The 17,896-nt window shown below is 61.4% G+C and carries 26 protein-coding genes and 1 tRNA gene; 7 read left to right on the plus strand and 20 right to left on the minus strand.

The genetic code is table 11. The features are described from left to right. Window positions 1-61: 61 nt before the first annotated feature. The 16 genes from rplR to rplC are packed head-to-tail and all read right to left on the minus strand — an operon-like array spanning window position 62 to window position 7,652. Window positions 62-430, minus strand: coding sequence for a 50S ribosomal protein L18 (gene rplR, locus FZZ88_RS11650; protein ID WP_115022787.1), 369 nt, complete (start codon window positions 428-430; stop codon window positions 62-64). A gap of 33 nt (window positions 431-463) precedes the next feature. Beyond that, window positions 464-1,003, minus strand: a complete 540-nt coding sequence (rplF, locus tag FZZ88_RS11655; RefSeq protein ID WP_166017533.1) for a 50S ribosomal protein L6 — start codon at window positions 1,001-1,003, stop codon at window positions 464-466. A 14-nt stretch (window positions 1,004-1,017) separates the two neighbouring features. Continuing rightward, a complete protein-coding gene (rpsH, locus tag FZZ88_RS11660; RefSeq protein ID WP_006850769.1) occupies window positions 1,018-1,419 on the minus strand; it encodes a 30S ribosomal protein S8 in 402 nt (133 codons plus the stop codon). A gap of 19 nt (window positions 1,420-1,438) precedes the next feature. After that, the gene (gene rplE, locus FZZ88_RS11665) at window positions 1,439-1,978 is read right to left on the minus strand and encodes a 50S ribosomal protein L5 (RefSeq protein ID WP_115022791.1); all 540 of its coding nucleotides are present in this window, start codon (window positions 1,976-1,978) and stop codon (window positions 1,439-1,441) included. Window positions 1,979-2,018: 40 nt separating this feature from the next. After that, window positions 2,019-2,375, minus strand: coding sequence for a 50S ribosomal protein L24 (gene rplX, locus FZZ88_RS11670; RefSeq protein WP_115022793.1), 357 nt, complete (start codon window positions 2,373-2,375; stop codon window positions 2,019-2,021). A 2-nt stretch (window positions 2,376-2,377) separates the two neighbouring features. Further along, window positions 2,378-2,743, minus strand: coding sequence for a 50S ribosomal protein L14 (rplN, locus tag FZZ88_RS11675; protein WP_115022795.1), 366 nt, complete (start codon window positions 2,741-2,743; stop codon window positions 2,378-2,380). After that, a complete protein-coding gene (gene rpsQ, locus FZZ88_RS11680) occupies window positions 2,740-3,036 on the minus strand; it encodes a 30S ribosomal protein S17 (RefSeq protein WP_115022797.1) in 297 nt (98 codons plus the stop codon). Before rpsQ ends, rplN begins: the two co-directional genes overlap by 4 nt. A gap of 16 nt (window positions 3,037-3,052) precedes the next feature. Next, complete coding sequence (gene rpmC / locus FZZ88_RS11685) at window positions 3,053-3,262, minus strand: 50S ribosomal protein L29 (protein ID WP_166017534.1); 210 nt, start codon at window positions 3,260-3,262, stop codon at window positions 3,053-3,055. A gap of 2 nt (window positions 3,263-3,264) precedes the next feature. After that, complete coding sequence (gene rplP / locus FZZ88_RS11690; protein WP_115022799.1) at window positions 3,265-3,741, minus strand: 50S ribosomal protein L16; 477 nt, start codon at window positions 3,739-3,741, stop codon at window positions 3,265-3,267. Window positions 3,742-3,757: 16 nt separating this feature from the next. Next, complete coding sequence (gene rpsC, locus FZZ88_RS11695) at window positions 3,758-4,486, minus strand: 30S ribosomal protein S3 (protein WP_115022801.1); 729 nt, start codon at window positions 4,484-4,486, stop codon at window positions 3,758-3,760. A gap of 20 nt (window positions 4,487-4,506) precedes the next feature. Beyond that, window positions 4,507-4,872: a 50S ribosomal protein L22 gene (rplV, locus tag FZZ88_RS11700; RefSeq protein ID WP_230332887.1), complete on the minus strand. Its 366-nt coding sequence runs from the start codon at window positions 4,870-4,872 to the stop codon at window positions 4,507-4,509. 3 nt (window positions 4,873-4,875) lie between these two features. Continuing rightward, entirely contained in the window at window positions 4,876-5,151 is a 276-nt protein-coding gene (gene rpsS / locus FZZ88_RS11705; protein ID WP_006849645.1) for a 30S ribosomal protein S19, read from the minus strand. A gap of 35 nt (window positions 5,152-5,186) precedes the next feature. After that, on the minus strand, window positions 5,187-6,050 hold the full coding sequence (rplB, locus tag FZZ88_RS11710) for a 50S ribosomal protein L2 (protein WP_166017536.1): 864 nt from the start codon (window positions 6,048-6,050) through the stop codon (window positions 5,187-5,189). Between the two features lie 15 nt (window positions 6,051-6,065). After that, a complete protein-coding gene (locus FZZ88_RS11715) occupies window positions 6,066-6,368 on the minus strand; it encodes a 50S ribosomal protein L23 (RefSeq protein WP_115022808.1) in 303 nt (100 codons plus the stop codon). Further along, window positions 6,361-6,996 (minus strand): 50S ribosomal protein L4, encoded by a 636-nt coding sequence (rplD, locus tag FZZ88_RS11720; RefSeq protein ID WP_166017537.1) that lies wholly within the window; start codon window positions 6,994-6,996, stop codon window positions 6,361-6,363. Before rplD ends, FZZ88_RS11715 begins: the two co-directional genes overlap by 8 nt. After that, entirely contained in the window at window positions 6,996-7,652 is a 657-nt protein-coding gene (gene rplC, locus FZZ88_RS11725; RefSeq protein WP_115022811.1) for a 50S ribosomal protein L3, read from the minus strand. The genes rplD and rplC overlap by 1 nt, the downstream gene beginning before the upstream one ends. Before the next feature lie 380 nt (window positions 7,653-8,032). Between rplC and FZZ88_RS11730 the strand changes: the two genes are divergently transcribed. From FZZ88_RS11730 to recA, 6 genes are all read left to right on the plus strand, one after another. Continuing rightward, window positions 8,033-8,494 (plus strand): NAD(P)H-quinone oxidoreductase subunit N, encoded by a 462-nt coding sequence (locus tag FZZ88_RS11730; protein WP_115022813.1) that lies wholly within the window; start codon window positions 8,033-8,035, stop codon window positions 8,492-8,494. Next, a complete protein-coding gene (locus tag FZZ88_RS11735; protein WP_166017538.1) occupies window positions 8,461-9,492 on the plus strand; it encodes an LdpA C-terminal domain-containing domain in 1,032 nt (343 codons plus the stop codon). Before FZZ88_RS11730 ends, FZZ88_RS11735 begins: the two co-directional genes overlap by 34 nt. Before the next feature lie 22 nt (window positions 9,493-9,514). Next, complete coding sequence (locus tag FZZ88_RS11740; protein ID WP_166017539.1) at window positions 9,515-11,143, plus strand: AAA family ATPase; 1,629 nt, start codon at window positions 9,515-9,517, stop codon at window positions 11,141-11,143. Window positions 11,144-11,246: 103 nt separating this feature from the next. Continuing rightward, window positions 11,247-11,318, plus strand: a tRNA-Gln gene (locus tag FZZ88_RS11745). Window positions 11,319-11,327: 9 nt separating this feature from the next. Beyond that, window positions 11,328-12,077, plus strand: coding sequence for an HAD family hydrolase (locus FZZ88_RS11750; RefSeq protein ID WP_166017540.1), 750 nt, complete (start codon window positions 11,328-11,330; stop codon window positions 12,075-12,077). Between the two features lie 86 nt (window positions 12,078-12,163). After that, window positions 12,164-13,285 (plus strand): recombinase RecA, encoded by a 1,122-nt coding sequence (gene recA, locus FZZ88_RS11755; protein ID WP_166017541.1) that lies wholly within the window; start codon window positions 12,164-12,166, stop codon window positions 13,283-13,285. A gap of 2 nt (window positions 13,286-13,287) precedes the next feature. Here the strand turns inward: recA and FZZ88_RS11760 are convergent, their stop codons facing one another. From FZZ88_RS11760 to FZZ88_RS11770, 3 genes are all read right to left on the minus strand, one after another. Then, window positions 13,288-13,632: a DUF1815 family protein gene (locus tag FZZ88_RS11760; RefSeq protein ID WP_166017542.1), complete on the minus strand. Its 345-nt coding sequence runs from the start codon at window positions 13,630-13,632 to the stop codon at window positions 13,288-13,290. Window positions 13,633-13,702: 70 nt separating this feature from the next. Continuing rightward, window positions 13,703-13,951, minus strand: a complete 249-nt coding sequence (locus tag FZZ88_RS11765; RefSeq protein WP_115093371.1) for a DUF2839 domain-containing protein — start codon at window positions 13,949-13,951, stop codon at window positions 13,703-13,705. Between the two features lie 35 nt (window positions 13,952-13,986). Beyond that, window positions 13,987-15,432 (minus strand): helicase, encoded by a 1,446-nt coding sequence (locus tag FZZ88_RS11770; RefSeq protein ID WP_166017667.1) that lies wholly within the window; start codon window positions 15,430-15,432, stop codon window positions 13,987-13,989. An 83-nt stretch (window positions 15,433-15,515) separates the two neighbouring features. On the opposite strand from FZZ88_RS11770, the gene FZZ88_RS11775 reads away from it, so the two are divergent. Continuing rightward, on the plus strand, window positions 15,516-16,397 hold the full coding sequence (locus FZZ88_RS11775) for a prephenate/arogenate dehydrogenase (protein WP_166017668.1): 882 nt from the start codon (window positions 15,516-15,518) through the stop codon (window positions 16,395-16,397). Here the strand turns inward: FZZ88_RS11775 and crtD are convergent. Beyond that, on the minus strand, window positions 16,381-17,883 hold the full coding sequence (crtD, locus tag FZZ88_RS11780; RefSeq protein WP_166017543.1) for a C-3',4' desaturase CrtD: 1,503 nt from the start codon (window positions 17,881-17,883) through the stop codon (window positions 16,381-16,383). The two genes, FZZ88_RS11775 and crtD, sit on opposite strands and share 17 nt — an antisense overlap. Window positions 17,884-17,896: the final 13 nt, after the last annotated feature.

Raw genomic sequence — 17,896 nt, forward strand, 5'->3', positions numbered from 1 at the left:
GCACCCGGTACGGCGTTGGGATTGGATTGGGGGGAGGAATCTGTCATGGGTTAAGCAGGAATCAGAACTGAAGGCCCGCTTCCCGGGCGGCGTCGGCAAGGGCTTTAATCCGGCCGTGGTACAGATTGCCGCCACGGTCGAACACCACCTGCTGGATGCCTTTGGCAATGGCTCGCTTGGCCACCAGTTCGCCAACGGCGACGGAGGCGTCGCAGCTACCAGCAGGAGCCTTGAGACCGGTACGCAGCTCTTTGTCGACGGTGGACGCAGAGCAGAGAGTGCTCTGGGCCGCGTCGTCGATGACTTGGGCGTAGATGTGATTGTTGGAACGGAACACTGCCAGCCGCGGACGGTCTGGGGTGCCAGTGATGTGGCGGCGCAGACGCCGGTGGCGTTTCTGCGTCTGTTGTTTGCGGGAAAGTTTGGACATGGTGGGTGAAAGGAAGGAACGTCAGGACAAGGCTTATTTCTTGCCGGACTTGCCCGCCTTGCGCAGGATGTGCTCGCCCTCGTACTTGATGCCCTTGCCCTTGTATGGCTCGGGGGGACGGACGGCGCGGACCTTGGCGGCTTCGTTGCCCACCAGCTCCTTGTCGATGCCGGAGACGATCACCCTGGTGTTGTTTTCCACCTTGAAGGTGATGCCTTCAGGGGCCTCCAGCTCCACGGGGTGGCTGTAGCCAGCACTTACCACGAGGGTTTTGCCTTTGACCTGGGCACGGGAGCCCACGCCGACGATCTCCAAAGCTTTGCTGTAGCCGTTGCTGACCCCTTCGATCATGTTGGCGACCAGGGTTCGGCTCAGGCCGTGGCGCTCTCGGGAGATGCGCTTGGTGCTCGTGGGGGAGACCACGATGGAGTTGTTGTCCTGACTGACGCTGACGCCTTCAGGAAGGGTGCGTTCCAGTTCACCCTTGGGTCCTTTCACCTTGACGGTGAGTCCGTCGAGGGAAACCGTGACCTTCTCAGGGACGGGAACGGGGTTTTTGCCAATTCGTGACATGGTTCAGCTCCGGATCAGTAGACGTAACAGAGCACTTCGCCACCGACGCCCTCACGGCGGGCGTCGCGGTCGCTCATCACACCCTTGGAGGTGGAGATGATCGCCACGCCCAGTCCTCCGAGGACTTTGGGCAGGCCGCGAGTGTTTTTGTAGATGCGGAGACCGGGCTTGCTGACCCGCTGCATCGAGCGAATGGTGGGCAGCCTGTGCTTGCCGCTGTACTTGAGGGCTAGCACCAGTTCGGTGCGAACGCCTTCACCCTGCTCGCTGATCTCGGAGATGAAGCCCTCCTGTTGCAGCACCTTGGCGATGCTGCGAGTCATCCGCGAAGCGGGGATCTTGGTGGTTTCGTGACGTTTCTCACTCGCATTGCGAATGCGGGTGAGCATGTCGGAAATGGGGTCGTGGTTGGCCATAGGTGTCGACGGGGAGGGCTCAGTTGCTCTGGAACGGCATTCCCATCTCGCGGAGGAGGGCCCGGCCCTCTTCGTCCGAACGGGCGGTGGTCACGATGGTGATGTCCATGCCCCGGATTGCATCGATCTTGTCGAAGGAGATCTCAGGGAAAATGATCTGTTCGCGCACCCCAAGGGTGTAGTTGCCGCGCCCATCGAAACTCTTGGGGCTGACCCCGCGGAAGTCGCGGATGCGAGGCAGCGCCAGGTTGATCAGGCGCTCGAGGAAGGCGTACATCCGATCACCACGAAGGGTGACCGCACAGCCGATCGGCATGCCCTGCCGAATCTTGAAGCCGGCGATGGCCTTCTTTGCACGGGTCACCAGAACCTTCTGGCCGGTGATCTGCGCCAGCTCATTGACCGAAGCCTCGAGGGACTTGGCGTTGGCGGCGGCTTCGCCGAGACCCCGGTTCACGGTGACTTTAACCACCTTGGGGACTTCATGGATGTTGTTGAGGGAGAGATCCTTCTTCAGCTTGGGCTGAATGGTCTCCCTGTAGCGCTTCTTGAGTGACATAACGGGTTGGGGTGCTTCTGGACGTGGTCAGAAGTCGGGATCAGTCGAGGACTTCACCGGTTTTCTTCAGCCGGCGTTTTTTGGTGCCGTCCTTCTCGACGACGATTTCAACGCGGCTTGCCACCTTTTTGGCGGTGGAATAAAGCATCACGTTGGAGGCATGCAGGGATGCTTCCTCGGTCACGATGCGGCCGGTCTCGCCCTCCTGGGTGGGCTTTTCGTGGCGGGTGCGCATGTTCACCCCTTCCACGACGACACGGTTCTCGTTGGGCAGGGTGCGCAGAACGGCACCGGTCTTGCCCTTGTCCTTGCCGGCGATCACCTGGACGGTGTCACCCTTGCGGATGCGCATTTTGATGCGCTCGGTGGCCTTGGCCTTGGTGGTTGCAGTCGCCATGGTCAGATCACCTCCGGAGCGAGGGACACGATTTTGGTGAAGCTGCGCTCGCGCAGCTCACGGGCCACCGGTCCGAAGACGCGGGTGCCTTTTGGGTTCTTGTCGTCGTTGATGAGCACTGCGGCGTTGTCGTCAAACCGGATCGAGTTGCCGGTTTCACGGCGCATGGTGGCTTTGGTGCGCACCACGACAGCCTTGACGACGTCGGATTTCTTGACGCCCATGTTGGGGGCGGCATCCTTTACCGCGGCAACGATCACGTCGCCCACGTGGGCATAGCGACGGTTGGTGCCGAGGACGCGAATGCACTGGATGCGCTTGGCGCCACTGTTGTCGGCAACGGTGAGATAGGACTCCTGCTGGATCACTGCTTCACCTCCTGAGCTTCAGCCTTGCTGGCTTCCTCAGCTGCAGCCTTGGGGCTGTGGCTGAGAACCTCGGCAATGGCCCACCGCTTTTGGCGGCTCATGGGACGGGTTTCAGTGATACGAACGCGGTCTCCGACGCGACAGGTGTTGTCTTCGTCGTGAGCCTTGTAGCGGGTGGTACGGCTGACCGTCTTTTGATAGATGGGGTGAGGGAAGCGGCTTTCCACCGCGACCACCACCGTTTTCTCCATCTTGTCGCTGACGACGGTGCCGACCCTTTCCTTGACTGCCATGGTTACGGAGGGGGGATCAGGAGGCGGTGGAGCGCTGGCGCTCCGACTGCACCGTCAGCAGCTGGGCCAGCTTGGTGCGGACCTCTTTGAAACGGTGCGTGTTGGCGAGCTGGCGCGTGGCCTGCTGGAAACGGAGTTGGAACAGTTCGCGGCGCAGGCCGTCGATCTGTTCGGTGATGTCCGAATCGGAGAGGCTGCGCACATCTGCGGCGTTGGGACGGGCCATGGTCAGGACTCCACGGTGACGGCTTCAGAAGCTGCCGGGGCCTTGGCACCAGCTGGCTTCTCCTGCTCATCCAGCTGGATGAACTTGGTCTTCACGGGAAGCTTGTATTGCGCGAGGCGCATGGCTTCCTTGGCGATTTCGGGGGTGATTTCATCACCGCCCATCTCGAACAAGATCCGGCCGGGCTTGATCACCGCCACCCAGAATTCTGGGTTGCCCTTACCGGAACCCATCCGGGTTTCGGCAGCGCGCATGGTGACTGGCTTGTCGGGGAAGATCCGGATCCAGATTTTTCCGCCACGCTTGACGTAGCGGGTCATGGCACGACGGCTGGCCTCGATCTGGCGCGAGGTGATCCAGCCACATTCCTGTGCCTGCAGCGCGAACTGTCCGAAGGCAATGGTGTTGCCCCGGGTGGCGACGCCGCGCATGCGGCCTCGTTGCTGCTTACGGAATTTGACGCGTTTTGGACTCAGCATGGTTCAGGCCTCCTGTTCAACCCTCGTTGGAGCGGTCTTCGAACTGTTGGGGCCGACGGCTGGCCCGGCGCCGGGGGGCGGCACCCACCGGCATGGGCTGAGCCTGTTCGCTCAGCACCTCGCCCTTGAACACCCACACCTTGATGCCAAGCACGCCGTAGGTCGTGCTAGCCACTTTGGTGGCGTAGTCGATGTCGGCACGCAGGGTGTGCAGGGGAACTCGACCCTCACGGGTCCACTCCGTCCGAGCAATCTCAGCACCGTTCAGGCGACCGGAGACCTGGATCTTGAGACCCAGTACACCGGCACGTTGGGCGCGCTGCACAGCCATGCGGATGGTGCGGCGGAAGGCCACACGCTTTTCCAGCTGCTGGGCGATGTACTCGGCCAGGAGGAAGGCATCACCGTCGACGCGTTCGACCTCGACAACATTGATCCGCACCTGACGACTGGAGTCGCCGACGGTCTTCTGAATGCCGGAGCGAAGTTCTTCGATACCGCTGCCTTGACGGCCGACCAGCACGCCGGGGCGTGCGGTCTTGAGTTCAACTTCCAATTGATCGGCCTTGCGGGCGATCAGCACATCGCTGATGCCTGCCGAGCCGTACTTCTTGTGGATGAACTTGCGAATCCGATCGTCCTCTTGAAGGAGGGCCGGATAACTCTTGCTGGAGGCGTACCAGCGTGACCGGTGTTCCTGGGTGATCCCCAGGCGCAGACCGGTTGGGTGGATTTTGTGTCCCATTGGGTCAGAGTCCTCGGGGGTCAGGAATCGGTCTGAGCCGCCACAGCAATGCTGATGTGGCAGGGCTGTTTCTTGATCTGGAAGGCCCGGCCCTGGGCGCGGGGGCGATAGCGCTTCATGGAGGGGCCCATGTCAGCGCTCGCGCTCGCGATCACCAGAGATGAGGGATCGAGACCGAGATTGTGCTCAGCGTTGGCCACTGCAGACCGGAGCACCTTGGTGATGGGTCCGGTGGAGCGGTAAGGCATGAACTCGAGCATGATCAGTGCGTCGCGGTAAGTGCGGCCACGGATCTGGTCAAGCACACGGCGCACCTTCGAAACGGAACCTCGGATGAAGCGTCCGTGAGCTTGGGCAGTGGGTGCCGTTGGGGTAGACGATGTCATGGATTAGCGGCCTCCTTTCTTGTCTCTGATGTGGCCCTTGAAGGTGCGGGTGGGAGCAAACTCCCCCAGCTTGTGACCGACCATTTGCTCGGTGATGAACACCGGCACATGGGTGCGGCCGTTGTGTACCGCGATCGTGTGGCCAATCATCATCGGCAGGATCGTGGAGGCCCGAGACCAGGTCTTGATCACGGACTTGTCGTCGTTGTCGTTCTGCTTTTCAACCTTGCGAAGCAGGCTGTCGGCAATAAACGGTCCTTTTTTGAGTGAACGTCCCATAACGGTTTAAGCAAGCGGCAAGGTGATGGTTTGCATCAGGAATCGCGTCCGCCACGGCTCCGCTTGGAGGTCTTGCGACGCTTCCGGAGCACGTATTGGTTGCTGGGTTTGTTCCGCTTGCGGGTCTTGAGACCGAGGGCGGGTTTGCCCCAGGGAGTCACCGGACCGGAACGGCCGATTGGTGCACGACCCTCACCACCACCGTGGGGGTGATCGCAGGGGTTCATCACACTGCCTCGAACCTGAGGACGACGACCCAACCAGCGGCGACGTCCAGCCTTGCCCAGGCTGGTGTTGCGCATCTCGGAGTTGCCGACCTCGCCGAGGGTGGCGTAGCACTCGCGGCGCACCAGCCGAACTTCGGTGGAGGGAAGTTTGAGAGCGACGTAGTCGCCTTCCTTCGCCATCACCTGGGCGCTGGCACCAGCGGTACGGACCATCTGGCCGCCGCGGCCGGCGTAGAGCTCGACGCAGTGGACGCTGGAACCAAGAGGCACCGCTGAAAGCGGCATGGCGTTGCCGTTCTCAATCGGGGCATCAGGGCCGGAGACCACGGTCTGGCCGACCTGCACTCCTGCGGGAGCCAGGATGTAGCGCTTCTCGCCATCGGCATAGAAGAGCAGTGCCAGGCGTGCGTTGCGGTGCGGGTCGTAGTGGATTGCCGCAACCTTGGCGGAGACACCGTGCTTGTTGCGACGGAAATCCACCACGCGGTAGAGGCGTTTGTGACCGCCACCGCGGTGGCGGCAAGTGATCACACCGCGGTTGTTGCGGCCCTTGCGGCGGTGTTTAGCCACCACCAGGGTCCGCTCCGGTTTGCGGCTGGTGATCTCACTGAAATCAGTGACCACCCGGGTGCGGGTACCGGGGGTGTAGGGGCGGAAATTACGGATTGCCATGACGATTCAGACCCCTCAGGACTCAGGGAAGAGTTGGATCGAGTTGCCCTCCGCAAGGCGCACCACGGCTTTCTTCACTTGGGCACGTTTGCCAGCGAAGCGCCCCATCCGACGCGAGCGTCGAGGGGGATTCATGGTGCTGATGCCGGTGACCTTCACATCGAAGAGCTGCTCAACGGCGGCCTTGATGTCGGGTTTTGCGGCGCGGTGGTCCACCTCGAAGGTGTACTGGTTGATTTCGAGGGCTCGTGTGGCCTTCTCGGTAATCAACGGACGGCGGATCACATCCGCCAGGCGGCCTTGGAAACGTTCAGTCATCGCCGTAGACCTCCTGGATGGTTGCGAGAGCTTCCTCGCCCAGCACCAAAGCATTGGCATGGAGCAGGTCGAAGACGTTCAGCTGATCCGCGGAGATCAACTTGACTTTCTCCAGGTTGCGCACGGAGCGGCGAACAACATCGGAGGGGTTCGTCAGAACGATGAGCACCTTGGAACCGGCAGCGACACCGAGGCGTCCCAAAGCATCCGTGATCTCACGGGTTTTGGGGGCCTCCAGCGAAGAAGCGAAGTCCTTCACGACAGTCACATCGTCAATGCGGGCCATCAGCGCTGTGCGCAGGGCCAGACGACGCTCCTTGCGGTTCATCGCAAGGTTGTACGTGCGGGGCTTGGGTCCGAAGATGATGCCGCCGCCCGGTTTCAGGGGAGTCCGGATGGATCCCTGGCGGGCCCGTCCAGTTCCTTTCTGCTTGTAAGGCTTGCGACCTCCACCACGTACTTCTGAACGGGTGAGGGTGCTGGCGGTTCCTTGGCGTGCATGGGCCTGCTGACGCAGAACAGCCCGATGCATGAGATCAACCGCGGTGGTCTCCTTGGCCACCTTCAGGTCCAGGGTTGCCTTGCCGGCTTCCTTGCCCTGCCAATCACGAACGACACAACTGGCCATCACTTACCTCCTTTGGCGGGCTTGGCGCCCACGCGCACGGCCGGGCGGATGTTGAGCAGCGCACCGGGTTTGCCGGGCACGGATCCCTTCACCACCAGCAAATTGTGCTCGCTGTCCACCTTGAGGATGGTCAGACCGCGGGTGGTGATTTTCTTGCCGCCGTAGCGACCGGCCATCCGCTTGCCGGGGTAGATGCGGCCCGGGGTTGTACCGGCACCGGTTGAACCCGGTTCGCGGTGGTTCTTGGAGCCGTGGGTCATCGGACCCCGGCTGAAACCGTGGCGCTTTTGGTAGCCAGCGAAGCCTCGGCCCACGGTGTCACCGCTGACGTCCACCTTTTGACCGGCTTCGAAATCGCCGACGGTGATGGATCCACCGAGTTCAAGCCCTTCAACGCTGTCGATGCGGTATTCGCGCAGATGACGAAGAAGACCCTCACCGGATTTGGTCAGGTGACCCTGGGCGGGTTTGTTGATCAGCTTTTCGCGGGATTCGCCAAAGCCGATCTGCACTGCGGAATAACCGTCAGTGTCGTTGTTTTTGAGTTGGGTGATGCGGCAGGGGCCGGCTTCGATCAAGGTGACCGGAACAGCTCTGCCCTGCTCGTCGAAGAACTGGGACATACCCAGCTTCTTCCCGAGAATGCCGATGGACATGGGTGGGGAGGAAGCGCCAGCGTGGACAACCACCAAGCGGAGATCCGCATGGGGTCAGGTGCTGATCGATTGGACGCAGACGTGGTTCGAAGCTGAACTCCCGTGGGAGTGGATTCGAATGGGCTAGCGAACGATTCAGCGAGGCTGGGACTTGCATCTGCACGATGTGCTGTTGCAGTTTCCCGACGGGGATTTCCGAAGAAAGCTTCCGTTCTGGCCTAAAGATCCGACGCAATCGTCGAATCTGTTCTGTCGACTGGAGGCCCGGCTAGCGGACGGGCACAGAAACACAGAACAAACAACGAACCTACACCACCGCCCTTGCAGCTCCCCTGATCCCTCTGCCTGCTGCCAGAATCACCCCAATCCCTGTCGATGCCATGCCTCTGCTTCTCACCGGTCAGGCATTTCGCCGCGATCTCGAAGCCAATGGCTGTCTGGCTGTTCAGGCCCCGCTCGAGGGTGGTGCAGAAACGCGCTTGCTGCGCCGTTTGCGAGGCGCTGGTTACCGCACCCGCATGACATCAGCCCGGGGACTCGGTGATCCGGAGGTATTCCTCACCCAGAAGCACGGCATCCGGCCTCCCCATCTCGGTCATCAAAGCGTGGGTCGTGGTGCTGCTGTGGGAGAAGTGCAGGAGGTGGCTCCCCAGCTGGGAGACCTGTTTGAGGGTGATGCCCCTGTAGCTCTCTGGCTTCTTGAGGGTCAGGTGCTGTCGCGTTCGGAACTTCTCTCGCTTTGCGACCTCTGCAAGCGCGAACCCCGTTTACGCATCATCGTGGAGATGGGTGGTGCCCGAAGCCTGAAGTGGGAACCGATGACCACACATTTGAACGCCTGACACCTGACGAAGCCCTCGATCAGGGCCGCTGGGTCAAGCTCATCTGTGGCGCCAGCAATCAGGATTTGCCTGCCATTGCCGATCTGACCGCTGTTTTTGCGGCTGTGGGTGTTCATTGCATTGATGTGGCTGCCGATCCAGCGGTCGCGCTTGCAGCCCGTCGTGGCCTCGACTGGGCTGAAGCCAACACGGGCCATCGTCCCTGGCTCATGGTCAGCCTCAGCGATGGCATGGATGCTCACTTCCGCAAGGCTTGGTTCGACGCCGACCGCTGTCCCACGGACTGTCCGCGTCCTTGCGAAAGGATTTGCCCCGCTGCAGCAATTCCGCCCGGTGCTGGGATCGACCAGCAGCGTTGCTATGGCTGCGGTCGCTGCTTGCCGGCCTGCCCCCATGGGCTAATCGAGGAACGCGACCATCGACTGGCTCCAGAGCAGGTGATCACGTTGCTGAAATCCATTCAGCCCGATGCTGTGGAGATTCACACAGGGTCTGAGCATGAGGAGGGCTCCACGACGCTGATCCAAAGCCTTCAGCAGCACAACGTTCCCTTGCAGCGCTTGGCCGTGAGTTGCGGGTTGGAGGGCCATGGCGTAACTGCTGATCAGTTGGCTCGGTTGCTGTGGCATCGCCATTCCTGTTTGCGGCAAGCCGGTTACAGGCCCCTCTGGCAATTGGATGGGCGGCCAATGAGTGGTGATGTGGGGGCTGGAACAGCGCGGGCTGCTGTTCAGCTCTGGCGTGCCATGCGTCTTCTCGCACCACCTGGTCCGCTGCAGCTTGCCGGTGGAACCAATGCCGCAACGGTGGATCTCTTGCATTCGACGGAGCGGCCGGCCGGCATTGCCTTTGGTGGTGTTGCACGTCGCTTGCTGATGCCCGTGCTCAATGAGGCGCAAACCCGTGGATCTGCCCTGTGGCAATGGCCCGAAGGTTGGGAGCGTGCCCTCTCCCTTGCGCGTCCATTGGTTACTCCATGGCTGCGCCGCTCTTGCTAGAAGGCTGAAACGCGCAGATCCCATGGGCACGCAACGGGTCACCGACGATCTGGATCGCCTTCTCGGACTTCTGCCGGATGCCGTGCAGGAGCAGTTGCAGGAGGAGGAGGCTCGACAGCAGTTGCTTGAGGTGGTGCTCGATCTCGGTCGACTCCCGGAAGCGCGTTATCCAGGTCGTGCCTTGGCACTGGGCTCCACGCCCTTGTCTCGGGAGGATCTTGCGGCGGTGGTCGCCAGGATTGGTCAGTTCGGAGGCGATAACCGGGCAGGAATTGAAAGGACCCTTCACCGGATCAGCGCGATCCGCAACCGCCAGGGTGAGGTGATTGGTCTGACCTGCAGGGTGGGACGTGCCGTGTTTGGCACCGTTGCCATGGTGCGGGATCTTTTGGATGGAGGGCAGTCCTTGCTGTTGATGGGGCGCCCGGGTGTCGGCAAGACAACGGCATTGCGGGAGATCGCCCGGGTGCTCGCTGATGAGCTGGAGCGGCGCGTTGTGGTGATTGACACGAGCAATGAGATCGCGGGTGATGGCGACATCCCGCATCCCGCGATTGGCAGGGCCCGCCGCATGCAGGTGGCCAGGCCTGAACTGCAGCACCAAACCATGATCGAGGCGGTGGAAAACCACATGCCTGAAGTCATCGTGATCGATGAGATCGGCACCGAGCTGGAGGCGCAGGCGGCGCGCACCATTGCTGAGCGTGGCGTGGTGCTGGTCGCCACCGCTCATGGCAATGCCCTGGCGAACCTGATCAAGAACCCCACCCTCAGTGATCTGGTGGGTGGAATTCAGGCGGTCACCCTTGGGGATGAGGAGGCCCGGCGGCGGCGCAGTCAGAAGACGGTGCTCGAGCGCGCGGCTGACCCAACTTTTCCGGTTGCGGTTGAAATGCACAGTCGACACCGCTGGGCCGTGCATACCGACGTTGCTGCCACGGTGGACCAGTTGCTTAGGGGCCTGCAGCCCAGAGTTCAGGAGCGCGAGCTGACTGCTGAGGGTGGTGTTCAGCTTGTCGATCCCCCGCAGCCGTCGGGCTTGCTAAGCCCTCCTTCTCCTCGACCGGCAGCTGGACGGCCTGTCTCTGTTCCTGTGTCTGTGCCTCAGACCAGTGCAGCAGAAGCTTCTCCTCCTGCCCCTCCTGAGAACACCGACGTTTTGCAGGTTCTCTGTTGTGGGATCACCCCCCGGCTTGTGGACGAAACCATTCGTTCTCACGGCTGGACTGCGCGGGTGGTGGACGATTTAAGTGAGGCGGATGTTGTGTTGAGCATTCGGCTGGGACTCAGTCGTCAACCGTCTCTGAGGCGTCAGGCTAGGGATCTTGGGATTCCAATCCTGGTGATCAAGTCGGACACCCTGCCCCAAGTGACCCGTGCTATGGCTCGCCTCTTGAGTCGTCGGGCAAGTGAAACGGCTGCGGATGCCATCGCTCCTGATCGGGCGTTAAAGGACGATGAATTTGCTGCTCTTGAGGAATGCCGGCTTGCGGTGGAACAAGTGGTGATGCCGCAAGGCAGGCCTGTGGAGTTGTTGCCGCGAACGGAACGCGTGCTTCGCATGCAGGCGGATCTTGTCAGTCGTTACCAATTGCGTAGTGATGTTTTCGGTCAAGCCGAACAGTCGCGTTTGCGGGTCTTCCCTCCCTGATCGCCCTTCGCTTGATTCGCTCGGTGGATTGACGAAGGGTTGGCTGCTATGAGTAACTATTAGTGCTCCGGTGAGCCACAGGTTGTGGTCTTTTCCGGTTCAGTGGGCCGTCGCCAAGCGGTAAGGCAGCGGGTTTTGGTCTCGCCATTCCTAGGTTCGAATCCTAGCGGCCCAGTTTTTGTCCATGAACCATCGACCCTTGTTGGTGTTCGATTTCGACGGGGTCATCGTCGATGGAATGGCCGAGTACTGGTGGAGTGCTTGGCATGCGTGTCTCCGTCTTGATGCGTCTCCAACAGGCTTGACTCCCGACCGGGTCCCTGATGCGTTCCGTCGGCTGCGCCCATGGGTGCATCACGGTTGGGAGATGGTGTTGCTGGCTGCTGAGCTGCCTGTTCTCGACCCCCAGGTTTGGATGCAGTCCTACGACGAAGCCCAGGCGCTCGCTTTACAGCGTCACGGATGGGAGCCGGAGCAGCTGCAAGCCGCCCTGGATGCGTCCCGTGATGAATCTGTTCGGCAGAGCCGCTCCGCTTGGTTGGCGTTGCATCGGCCCTTCCCAGGGTTGGTGGCAAGGCTCCGCCAGCTTGAGGCTGAGGGCGTGGACTGGGCTGTCCTGACCACCAAGACCCAGGCCTTTACCGCTGAGCTGCTGAACAGTCTTGGCCTGCATCCCTGGCGTCTGGACGGTCGCGAAGCTGGAGCGAAGCCCCAGGTTCTGCTTCAGCTTCAGCAGCAGCGAACGTTGTGTGGCTTCGTTGAAGACCGTCGGGCGACGCTGGAGGCTGTGCGGTCCACGCCAGGGTTGGAACGACTGCCCTGCTTCCTGGTGAGTTGGGGCTATCTTCGCCCCCAGGATCAGAGCAATCTTCCTTCCGGGATTGCTCTGATCCATCCGGATCGTTTCCGGGCCCCCCTGGCGCAATGGCCCTGATTCGCTACGGTACGCTTGTACTACCTGAGACGATTCGGCGCTTCTGTGGCATTGGATCTCTCGTTCCTTAGTTTCAGGTCTCTTCCATGCCTGCAGATATGAAATCCAGTGCTTCCGACCCCCGCTCCTCCGGCGAGAAAGACAAGGCGCTGAATCTGGTCCTCGGTCAGATCGAGCGCAACTTCGGTAAAGGGTCGATCATGCGGCTCGGCGACGCCTCTCGCATGAGGGTGGAGACGATCTCCACCGGTGCCCTGACCCTTGATCTTGCCCTGGGTGGTGGTTACCCGAAGGGCCGGGTAGTGGAGATTTACGGCCCAGAAAGTTCCGGTAAAACCACTCTCACCCTGCATGCGATTGCTGAAGTGCAGAAGCGTGGTGGTGTGGCGGCCTTCGTGGATGCGGAGCATGCCCTGGATCCCGTCTATGCAGCTTCGTTGGGTGTGGATGTTGAGAACCTTCTGGTCTCTCAGCCCGATACCGGTGAGATGGCTCTGGAGATCGTCGATCAACTGGTGCGATCGGCGGCGGTTGATCTTGTCGTTATCGACTCGGTGGCCGCTCTCACTCCCCGCGCCGAGATCGAGGGAGAAATGGGAGACCTGGCGGTTGGCAGTCAGGCGCGTCTGATGAGTCAGGCCATGCGCAAGATCACCGGCAACATCGGTAAGTCGGGTTGCACCGTCATCTTCCTCAATCAGCTGCGTCTCAAGATTGGTGTGACCTACGGCAATCCAGAGACGACCACTGGAGGCAATGCGCTCAAGTTCTATGCCTCGGTTCGCCTCGACATCCGTCGGATTCAGACGCTCAAGAAGGGGACGGAGGAATTCGGGATCAGGGCCAAAGTGAAAGTGGCGAAAAACAAGGTGGCGCCACCCTTCCGCATTGCTGAGTTCGACATTCTGTTTGGCCGCGGCATCAGCACCCTGGGCTGTTTGCTTGATCTCGCCGAAGAGACAGGCGTGGTTGTGCGCAAGGGCGCTTGGTACAGCTACGAGGGAGACAACATCGGGCAGGGTCGCGACAACACCATCACCTGGATGGAGGAGAACCCGGAATCGACGGCCACGATTGAGACGCTCGTCCGTCAAAAGCTGACGGAAGGTTCGGAAGTGAAGTCGAATTCCATGCGGCCCCTGGCGGCTGCCGCGAAGGCGACTGTCGATAAGTCGACTCCGGATAAGGCGCCGGAAGCGGCTGCTTGATCTCAGCCGGCTTGGGTCAGTGACTGCTTGCCGCAGACCTGGCCCTGCTGAGCCAGTTCAGCCATTCGCTGTAGTTCCTGGATGGCTTCTGCTCCCTCCAATTTCACGAGTTCTCGGCCATTGCGGGATTCCACCCAGCTGATGCCGAAATCGGAGACAAGAAAGCGCACGATATGGCTGTCGCCGATGTCAGCCACAAAAGAGGCGCCATGGCCATCGCGGCCATCGCCGCAGGAGTAACAGGTGGCTGTGACACCGGCACTTTGCAGGCTGCCGGCGAGGGCCTGCAGGCTCATCACCAAGTCTTCGACGACAGACCTGTAGTGCTCGGCTAAACGCGGAAACATGATTGAGTCTCCAGTGAGACCAATCCTAAAAGTTTTCTTTCGTTTCCGCGTGTTTGGCCCGGCTGGCCGATCAGGGGGTATCCGAGAGTGTCCACCAACCTGCGGCGGGTCCGATGAATCGCACCGTGATCCATAGGACCACCATGGCTCCGATGCCGATCCAGGCGCCGCGTGTGGTCACCGCCATGAACTGCTGTGTCTGATTGCGTGTCAGAGGAAGCCAGGACACCACTCGCGGCGATGTATCCGGTGCTTTGGTGTTGGCCTTGGACTGACGAGGGGGTAGGCCCTGTGCAGCTCGGCGGCGTGCTTCTCCCATGCACTTTTGCGCGTTGGACGGAGGTTAGGTGTTGTTCAGTCCGGCAGCAGTCGCTGCAGTGGAATCCAGGGCTCAAGCCGATGCAGCACCTGATCACCCCAACTGCGCCCTCGGAGACGACCATCAAGGATGGCTAGGCGTCCACCGCTGCGTCGCAGTGGTGCAATGGCTGCTGGGATCAAGCTCAATGCTTCCGGCAAAAGCAGGGTGCGGAACCAGTCTTCGCCCTGTTGTTTCATGCGTTCCACCCTTGCTGAGGTGAGTGGATTGTCCAGGCTGGCGAGGGGAAGCATGCCGATAATCAGCTGCGCTGGAGAGGGGAGATGCTCCTGATGCTCAAGCCACCAGTCCCAACTGCAGGTCACCACACCATTGCTTTCGGGTGCAGTCGATTCATGGTCCACACGGCGTCCGAATTCGGCAGCCAGGGAGCTGGTGAGCTGGCGCCGTAGTTGGTCGTCATTGATCAGCAGGATGGTCATTCCCGCCTGACCAAGGATGAGCCGTCTGCTCTCCTCAAGGAGATGTTGCGAATAGATCCGTGTGTTCGGCAGCGGCTGGCGGCGGGGGGCATAGAGAGGGAGGGGTTCATTGAGCTCCCGTTCGCGCAGTGTTGCGCGGACGTCGGGGACCACCCCCGCCTGCTCAAACTCCAGATCCAGCCTTGCGTTATCTCCATTGCTGCTAAACATCAGGCAGGGGTGATCATGCAGAACCCCCCGCAGAAGTTGAAGGGGTTCCAAGGGGGCCAGCTGCCAGCGCCATTGGAGCAACCGGTGATCGAGTTCAGCCCACTCCGTCCAGTCCGCCGGGTTGATCTTGCGGAGCTTGTCCCAGGGCTCAGGGCTCGATGGCATCAGCTGGAGGAGGTCACGCAGCGCTTGCCCTGCTGAGCCCTCGAGTCGCACCGCGCCCCCTGGTCGCGTGGCTCCAGCGAACAGCTGTCGGCTCATCCGGTCATGCAGCTCCATCAACCCGGCTTCAGCCTGTGGGCAGGCCTGGCGAAGCTCGTCCCAGTGTTGGGGGGTGATCTCAAACGTGAGGGCGTTGCGCATTCGACGGCTCAACTGATCCATCTCCGGGATCAGTAGTTGTCGCGTGCCCAAGTGCCCGTCCCGATGGGCCTGAATCAGCTCTGCAACATCCATCAACCAGAGCTGTGCCCCCTCAGGTGGGGTTGTCCCTTGCCAGCAGGGAAGGCGTAGGCCCTGATTGCGTAAACGGGGCAATTCCAGCTGGAGCAGGCGCCGACGCTGGTGGGGCGTCAACACAAGAGCCCCAGCTTCGGGAGCCAGACAAAGCGGCACAAGAAGACCGAGCCACCAACGTTCGCTGCTGCTGGGGGGGAGTTGGACGAGCGTTGTATCGCGACGCCTCAGGCTTCTGGCCACCAACCGGCTCAGGGTCAGGTGGTGGGGCCAATCCGATTCCTCCTGGCGGAGCAGGGTTTTGATCTGATGGTGGGCCTGGGCTTCCAACATCGTCAAACCCTAAGCAGGGCTCCCCCTGTGATTGGTTCATGGCAATCCATCCATCAACATGGCTTTACGACCCTGCAGGAGTGATGGCGGTGCAACCGGGAAGGGTGGGGATCGTTGGCCTTGGATTGATTGGGGGATCCCTCGGTCTCGATCTCCAGGCGCAAGGTTGGACGGTGCAGGGTCTCGTGCATCGTCAGATCACGGCGGATCGTGCCATGGCCCGGAGGCTGGTGGGAACGGTGTCGACGGATCCGCGCTGCCTCGCGGATTGCGATGTGGTGATCCTGGCCTTGCCGATTCCCTTATTGCTGAACCCACCTGATGAGTTGGTGGCCGCCCTGCCTGAATCAGCGGTGGTGACCGATGTCGGTTCGGTTAAACAGCCCGTTTTGGAGGCTTGGCGCCAACGGCATCCCCGCTTTGTGGCGAGTCACCCGATGGCGGGTACGGCCCAGGCGGGCGTCGATGCCGGTGTGCTGAATCTGTTCCGAGGTCGCCCCTGGATCGCAACTCCGGATGCTCAAACGGACCCCATCGCCCTGGACCAGGTGCGTGATCTTGCCCTCAGCTTGGGTGGACATTGGCTGACGTCCACCGCCTCTCAACACGACCAGGCCGTTGCTTTGATTTCGCATATGCCAGTGCTGGTCAGTGCCGCACTGCTGCGTGCGGTGGGCGATGAGCGGGATCCGGAAATCCGGCAGCTGGCGATGGTGCTGGCCTCCAGCGGCTTTGCCGATACCAGTCGCGTGGGTGGAGGGAATCCGCAGTTGGGGGTGGCGATGGCCTCCACTAATCGAGATGCGGTGTTGCGCGGATTGGCGGCCTACCGCTGGAGCCTCGAGCAGCTCGAAGATGCCGTGCTCCAGCAAAACTGGTCTCAATTGGAGTTGGAATTGCTGCGAACGCAAACCCTGCGCCCAGATTTTTTGAGGGCACCTGGAGAGGTCAGCTCCGAAAGCTGAGGGGCTTTCCCCGTTCCGCCATGAGCTGACGGCAGGCATTAAGGGCAGACAGGCTGACCCCTGCTGTGCCCTCGCCTGGGTGAAGGCTGTCGCCGCAGAGCCAAAAACCTGGCATGGGCGTTCGTCCTGCCAGGCCAAAGGGGCCAAACCGGCTGGGATGCTGCCCGAGTCCCCCAACCATTCCATTGGGACGCCCCGTCCAGCCGGCGAAGCCCCGTGGCGTTGCCAGCTCAGCGTGCAACCAGGCATCCTCCCGAAGGTTGAGCCAGCTGTTCAGTTCTGCTTGGATCAGGGTCATCATTTCTTGCTTTCGCTGCTGATAGTCCGTCTCCGGCAAGCGGCACCAGTCACCCGTTGGAGTGAACACGCTGGCGATCAAGGTGGCCTGTCCCCGGGGCGCGCGCCCGTCGCCCTCGCGGCTGACAGAGACAAATAGGGATCCCGGGGATGCGCAGCCGCGCTGGAGATGGCCTGGGCAGGGATCGGGCAGGGCATCACGAGATACCGCTCCGTAGAGAACCAGCGCACCACTCGGTTCATGCAGGTTTTCTAGTCGCCTTCGATATCCCTTGGGCAGCTGATTCAGATCGATCAGTTTCAACAGGCACTGGGGGGGAAGGCTGCAGACCACATCGCGACTGTTGAGTTGTTTGTGCTCGTCTCCGGCCGTGGTGACATGAACTTGCCAACCGGATGAGCAGGGCTGCAGTTTGGTAACCCGATGCTTCAGAAGCACGTTTCCGCCGTCACGCTGAATGGCGGCCACCAGCTGGTCGCTCAGCACCTGCATCGATCCCTCCAAATGCCAGAGACCCAGTGGCGCTTGAGCCATCTGTAGGACTGTGGCGCCGTAGAGAGCGGCGGTGCGATTGGCCGGCTCCTGGGAGTACAGCTTCAGCTGGAGGTCGAGAAAGCGCCGGAGCCGTTGATCTTGACCGCACCCACAAAGCTGCAACAGATCGGCGATGGTGAGACCTGTGAACAGCCCCGATGCAAGCGTCGCGGGACGCAGTGCCCGCAGCATGGTGCCGAGATCCCAGAGGGAACGCGGTGTCACCACGGGATCCTGGTTGGCGAACTGCCAGTTGCTCGAATGCAACTGATGGCAAAGGCTCCAGAAAGGTTTGCTGCCAGGAAACTGATGCTCCCGTTCAGCGGCCCACGCTTCCGGGTCATGCCAGAGGGGAATGGGAGGGGAGCCATCGCCCAGGTCCACCACACACCCCGGGTTCAAAATCTCCGCTTCGGGAAGAGGCACGTTCAGATGCTTCAGCAGTCGTGCATGACTGCCCCCCGGCTCCAGACCGGCGACCTGGGTCGCCCCAACATCGAACACCCATCCACGGCGACGGAATGTTCCGGCACATCCCCCCGTTTGGTGGTGCGCTTCCAACAGGGTGACCTTGACGCCATCGCGTGCCAGCAGTGCCGCTGCGGTTAAGCCTGCGATGCCACCGCCCACCACGATCACGCTGGAATCGCTCACGACGCTCTGAAGA

The organism is Synechococcus sp. PH41509 (assembly GCF_020514285.1).
Lineage (GTDB): Bacteria > Cyanobacteriota > Cyanobacteriia > PCC-6307 > Cyanobiaceae > Parasynechococcus.

Bases quoted from the DNA above. Each gene is read 5' to 3' on its own strand.
- FZZ88_RS11765 (WP_115093371.1), bottom strand. From the start codon at position 13,951: ATGGGAGAAGCACGCCGCCGAGCTGCACAGGGCCTACCCCCTCGTCAG.
- recA (WP_166017541.1), top strand. From the start codon at position 12,164: ATGCCTGCAGATATGAAATCCAGTGCTTCCGACCCCCGCTCCTCCGGC.
- rplV (WP_230332887.1), bottom strand. From the start codon at position 4,872: ATGACATCGTCTACCCCAACGGCACCCACTGCCCAAGCTCACGGACGC.
- rpsS (WP_006849645.1), bottom strand. From the start codon at position 5,151: ATGGGACGTTCACTCAAAAAAGGACCGTTTATTGCCGACAGCCTGCTT.
- FZZ88_RS11750 (WP_166017540.1), top strand. From the start codon at position 11,328: ATGAACCATCGACCCTTGTTGGTGTTCGATTTCGACGGGGTCATCGTC.
- rplP (WP_115022799.1), bottom strand. From the start codon at position 3,741: ATGCTGAGTCCAAAACGCGTCAAATTCCGTAAGCAGCAACGAGGCCGC.
- FZZ88_RS11770 (WP_166017667.1), bottom strand. From the start codon at position 15,432: ATGTTGGAAGCCCAGGCCCACCATCAGATCAAAACCCTGCTCCGCCAG.
- rplC (WP_115022811.1), bottom strand. From the start codon at position 7,652: ATGTCCATCGGCATTCTCGGGAAGAAGCTGGGTATGTCCCAGTTCTTC.
- rpsH (WP_006850769.1), bottom strand. From the start codon at position 1,419: ATGGCCAACCACGACCCCATTTCCGACATGCTCACCCGCATTCGCAAT.
- FZZ88_RS11715 (WP_115022808.1), bottom strand. From the start codon at position 6,368: ATGACTGAACGTTTCCAAGGCCGCCTGGCGGATGTGATCCGCCGTCCG.
- FZZ88_RS11730 (WP_115022813.1), top strand. From the start codon at position 8,033: ATGCCTCTGCTTCTCACCGGTCAGGCATTTCGCCGCGATCTCGAAGCC.
- rplB (WP_166017536.1), bottom strand. From the start codon at position 6,050: ATGGCAATCCGTAATTTCCGCCCCTACACCCCCGGTACCCGCACCCGG.
- FZZ88_RS11775 (WP_166017668.1), top strand. From the start codon at position 15,516: ATGGCGGTGCAACCGGGAAGGGTGGGGATCGTTGGCCTTGGATTGATT.
- rplF (WP_166017533.1), bottom strand. From the start codon at position 1,003: ATGTCACGAATTGGCAAAAACCCCGTTCCCGTCCCTGAGAAGGTCACG.
- FZZ88_RS11740 (WP_166017539.1), top strand. From the start codon at position 9,515: ATGGGCACGCAACGGGTCACCGACGATCTGGATCGCCTTCTCGGACTT.
- rplR (WP_115022787.1), bottom strand. From the start codon at position 430: ATGTCCAAACTTTCCCGCAAACAACAGACGCAGAAACGCCACCGGCGT.
- rplD (WP_166017537.1), bottom strand. From the start codon at position 6,996: ATGGCCAGTTGTGTCGTTCGTGATTGGCAGGGCAAGGAAGCCGGCAAG.
- rpsC (WP_115022801.1), bottom strand. From the start codon at position 4,486: ATGGGACACAAAATCCACCCAACCGGTCTGCGCCTGGGGATCACCCAG.
- rpmC (WP_166017534.1), bottom strand. From the start codon at position 3,262: ATGGCCCGTCCCAACGCCGCAGATGTGCGCAGCCTCTCCGATTCGGAC.
- FZZ88_RS11760 (WP_166017542.1), bottom strand. From the start codon at position 13,632: ATGTTTCCGCGTTTAGCCGAGCACTACAGGTCTGTCGTCGAAGACTTG.
- rplE (WP_115022791.1), bottom strand. From the start codon at position 1,978: ATGTCACTCAAGAAGCGCTACAGGGAGACCATTCAGCCCAAGCTGAAG.
- rplX (WP_115022793.1), bottom strand. From the start codon at position 2,375: ATGGCGACTGCAACCACCAAGGCCAAGGCCACCGAGCGCATCAAAATG.
- rpsQ (WP_115022797.1), bottom strand. From the start codon at position 3,036: ATGGCAGTCAAGGAAAGGGTCGGCACCGTCGTCAGCGACAAGATGGAG.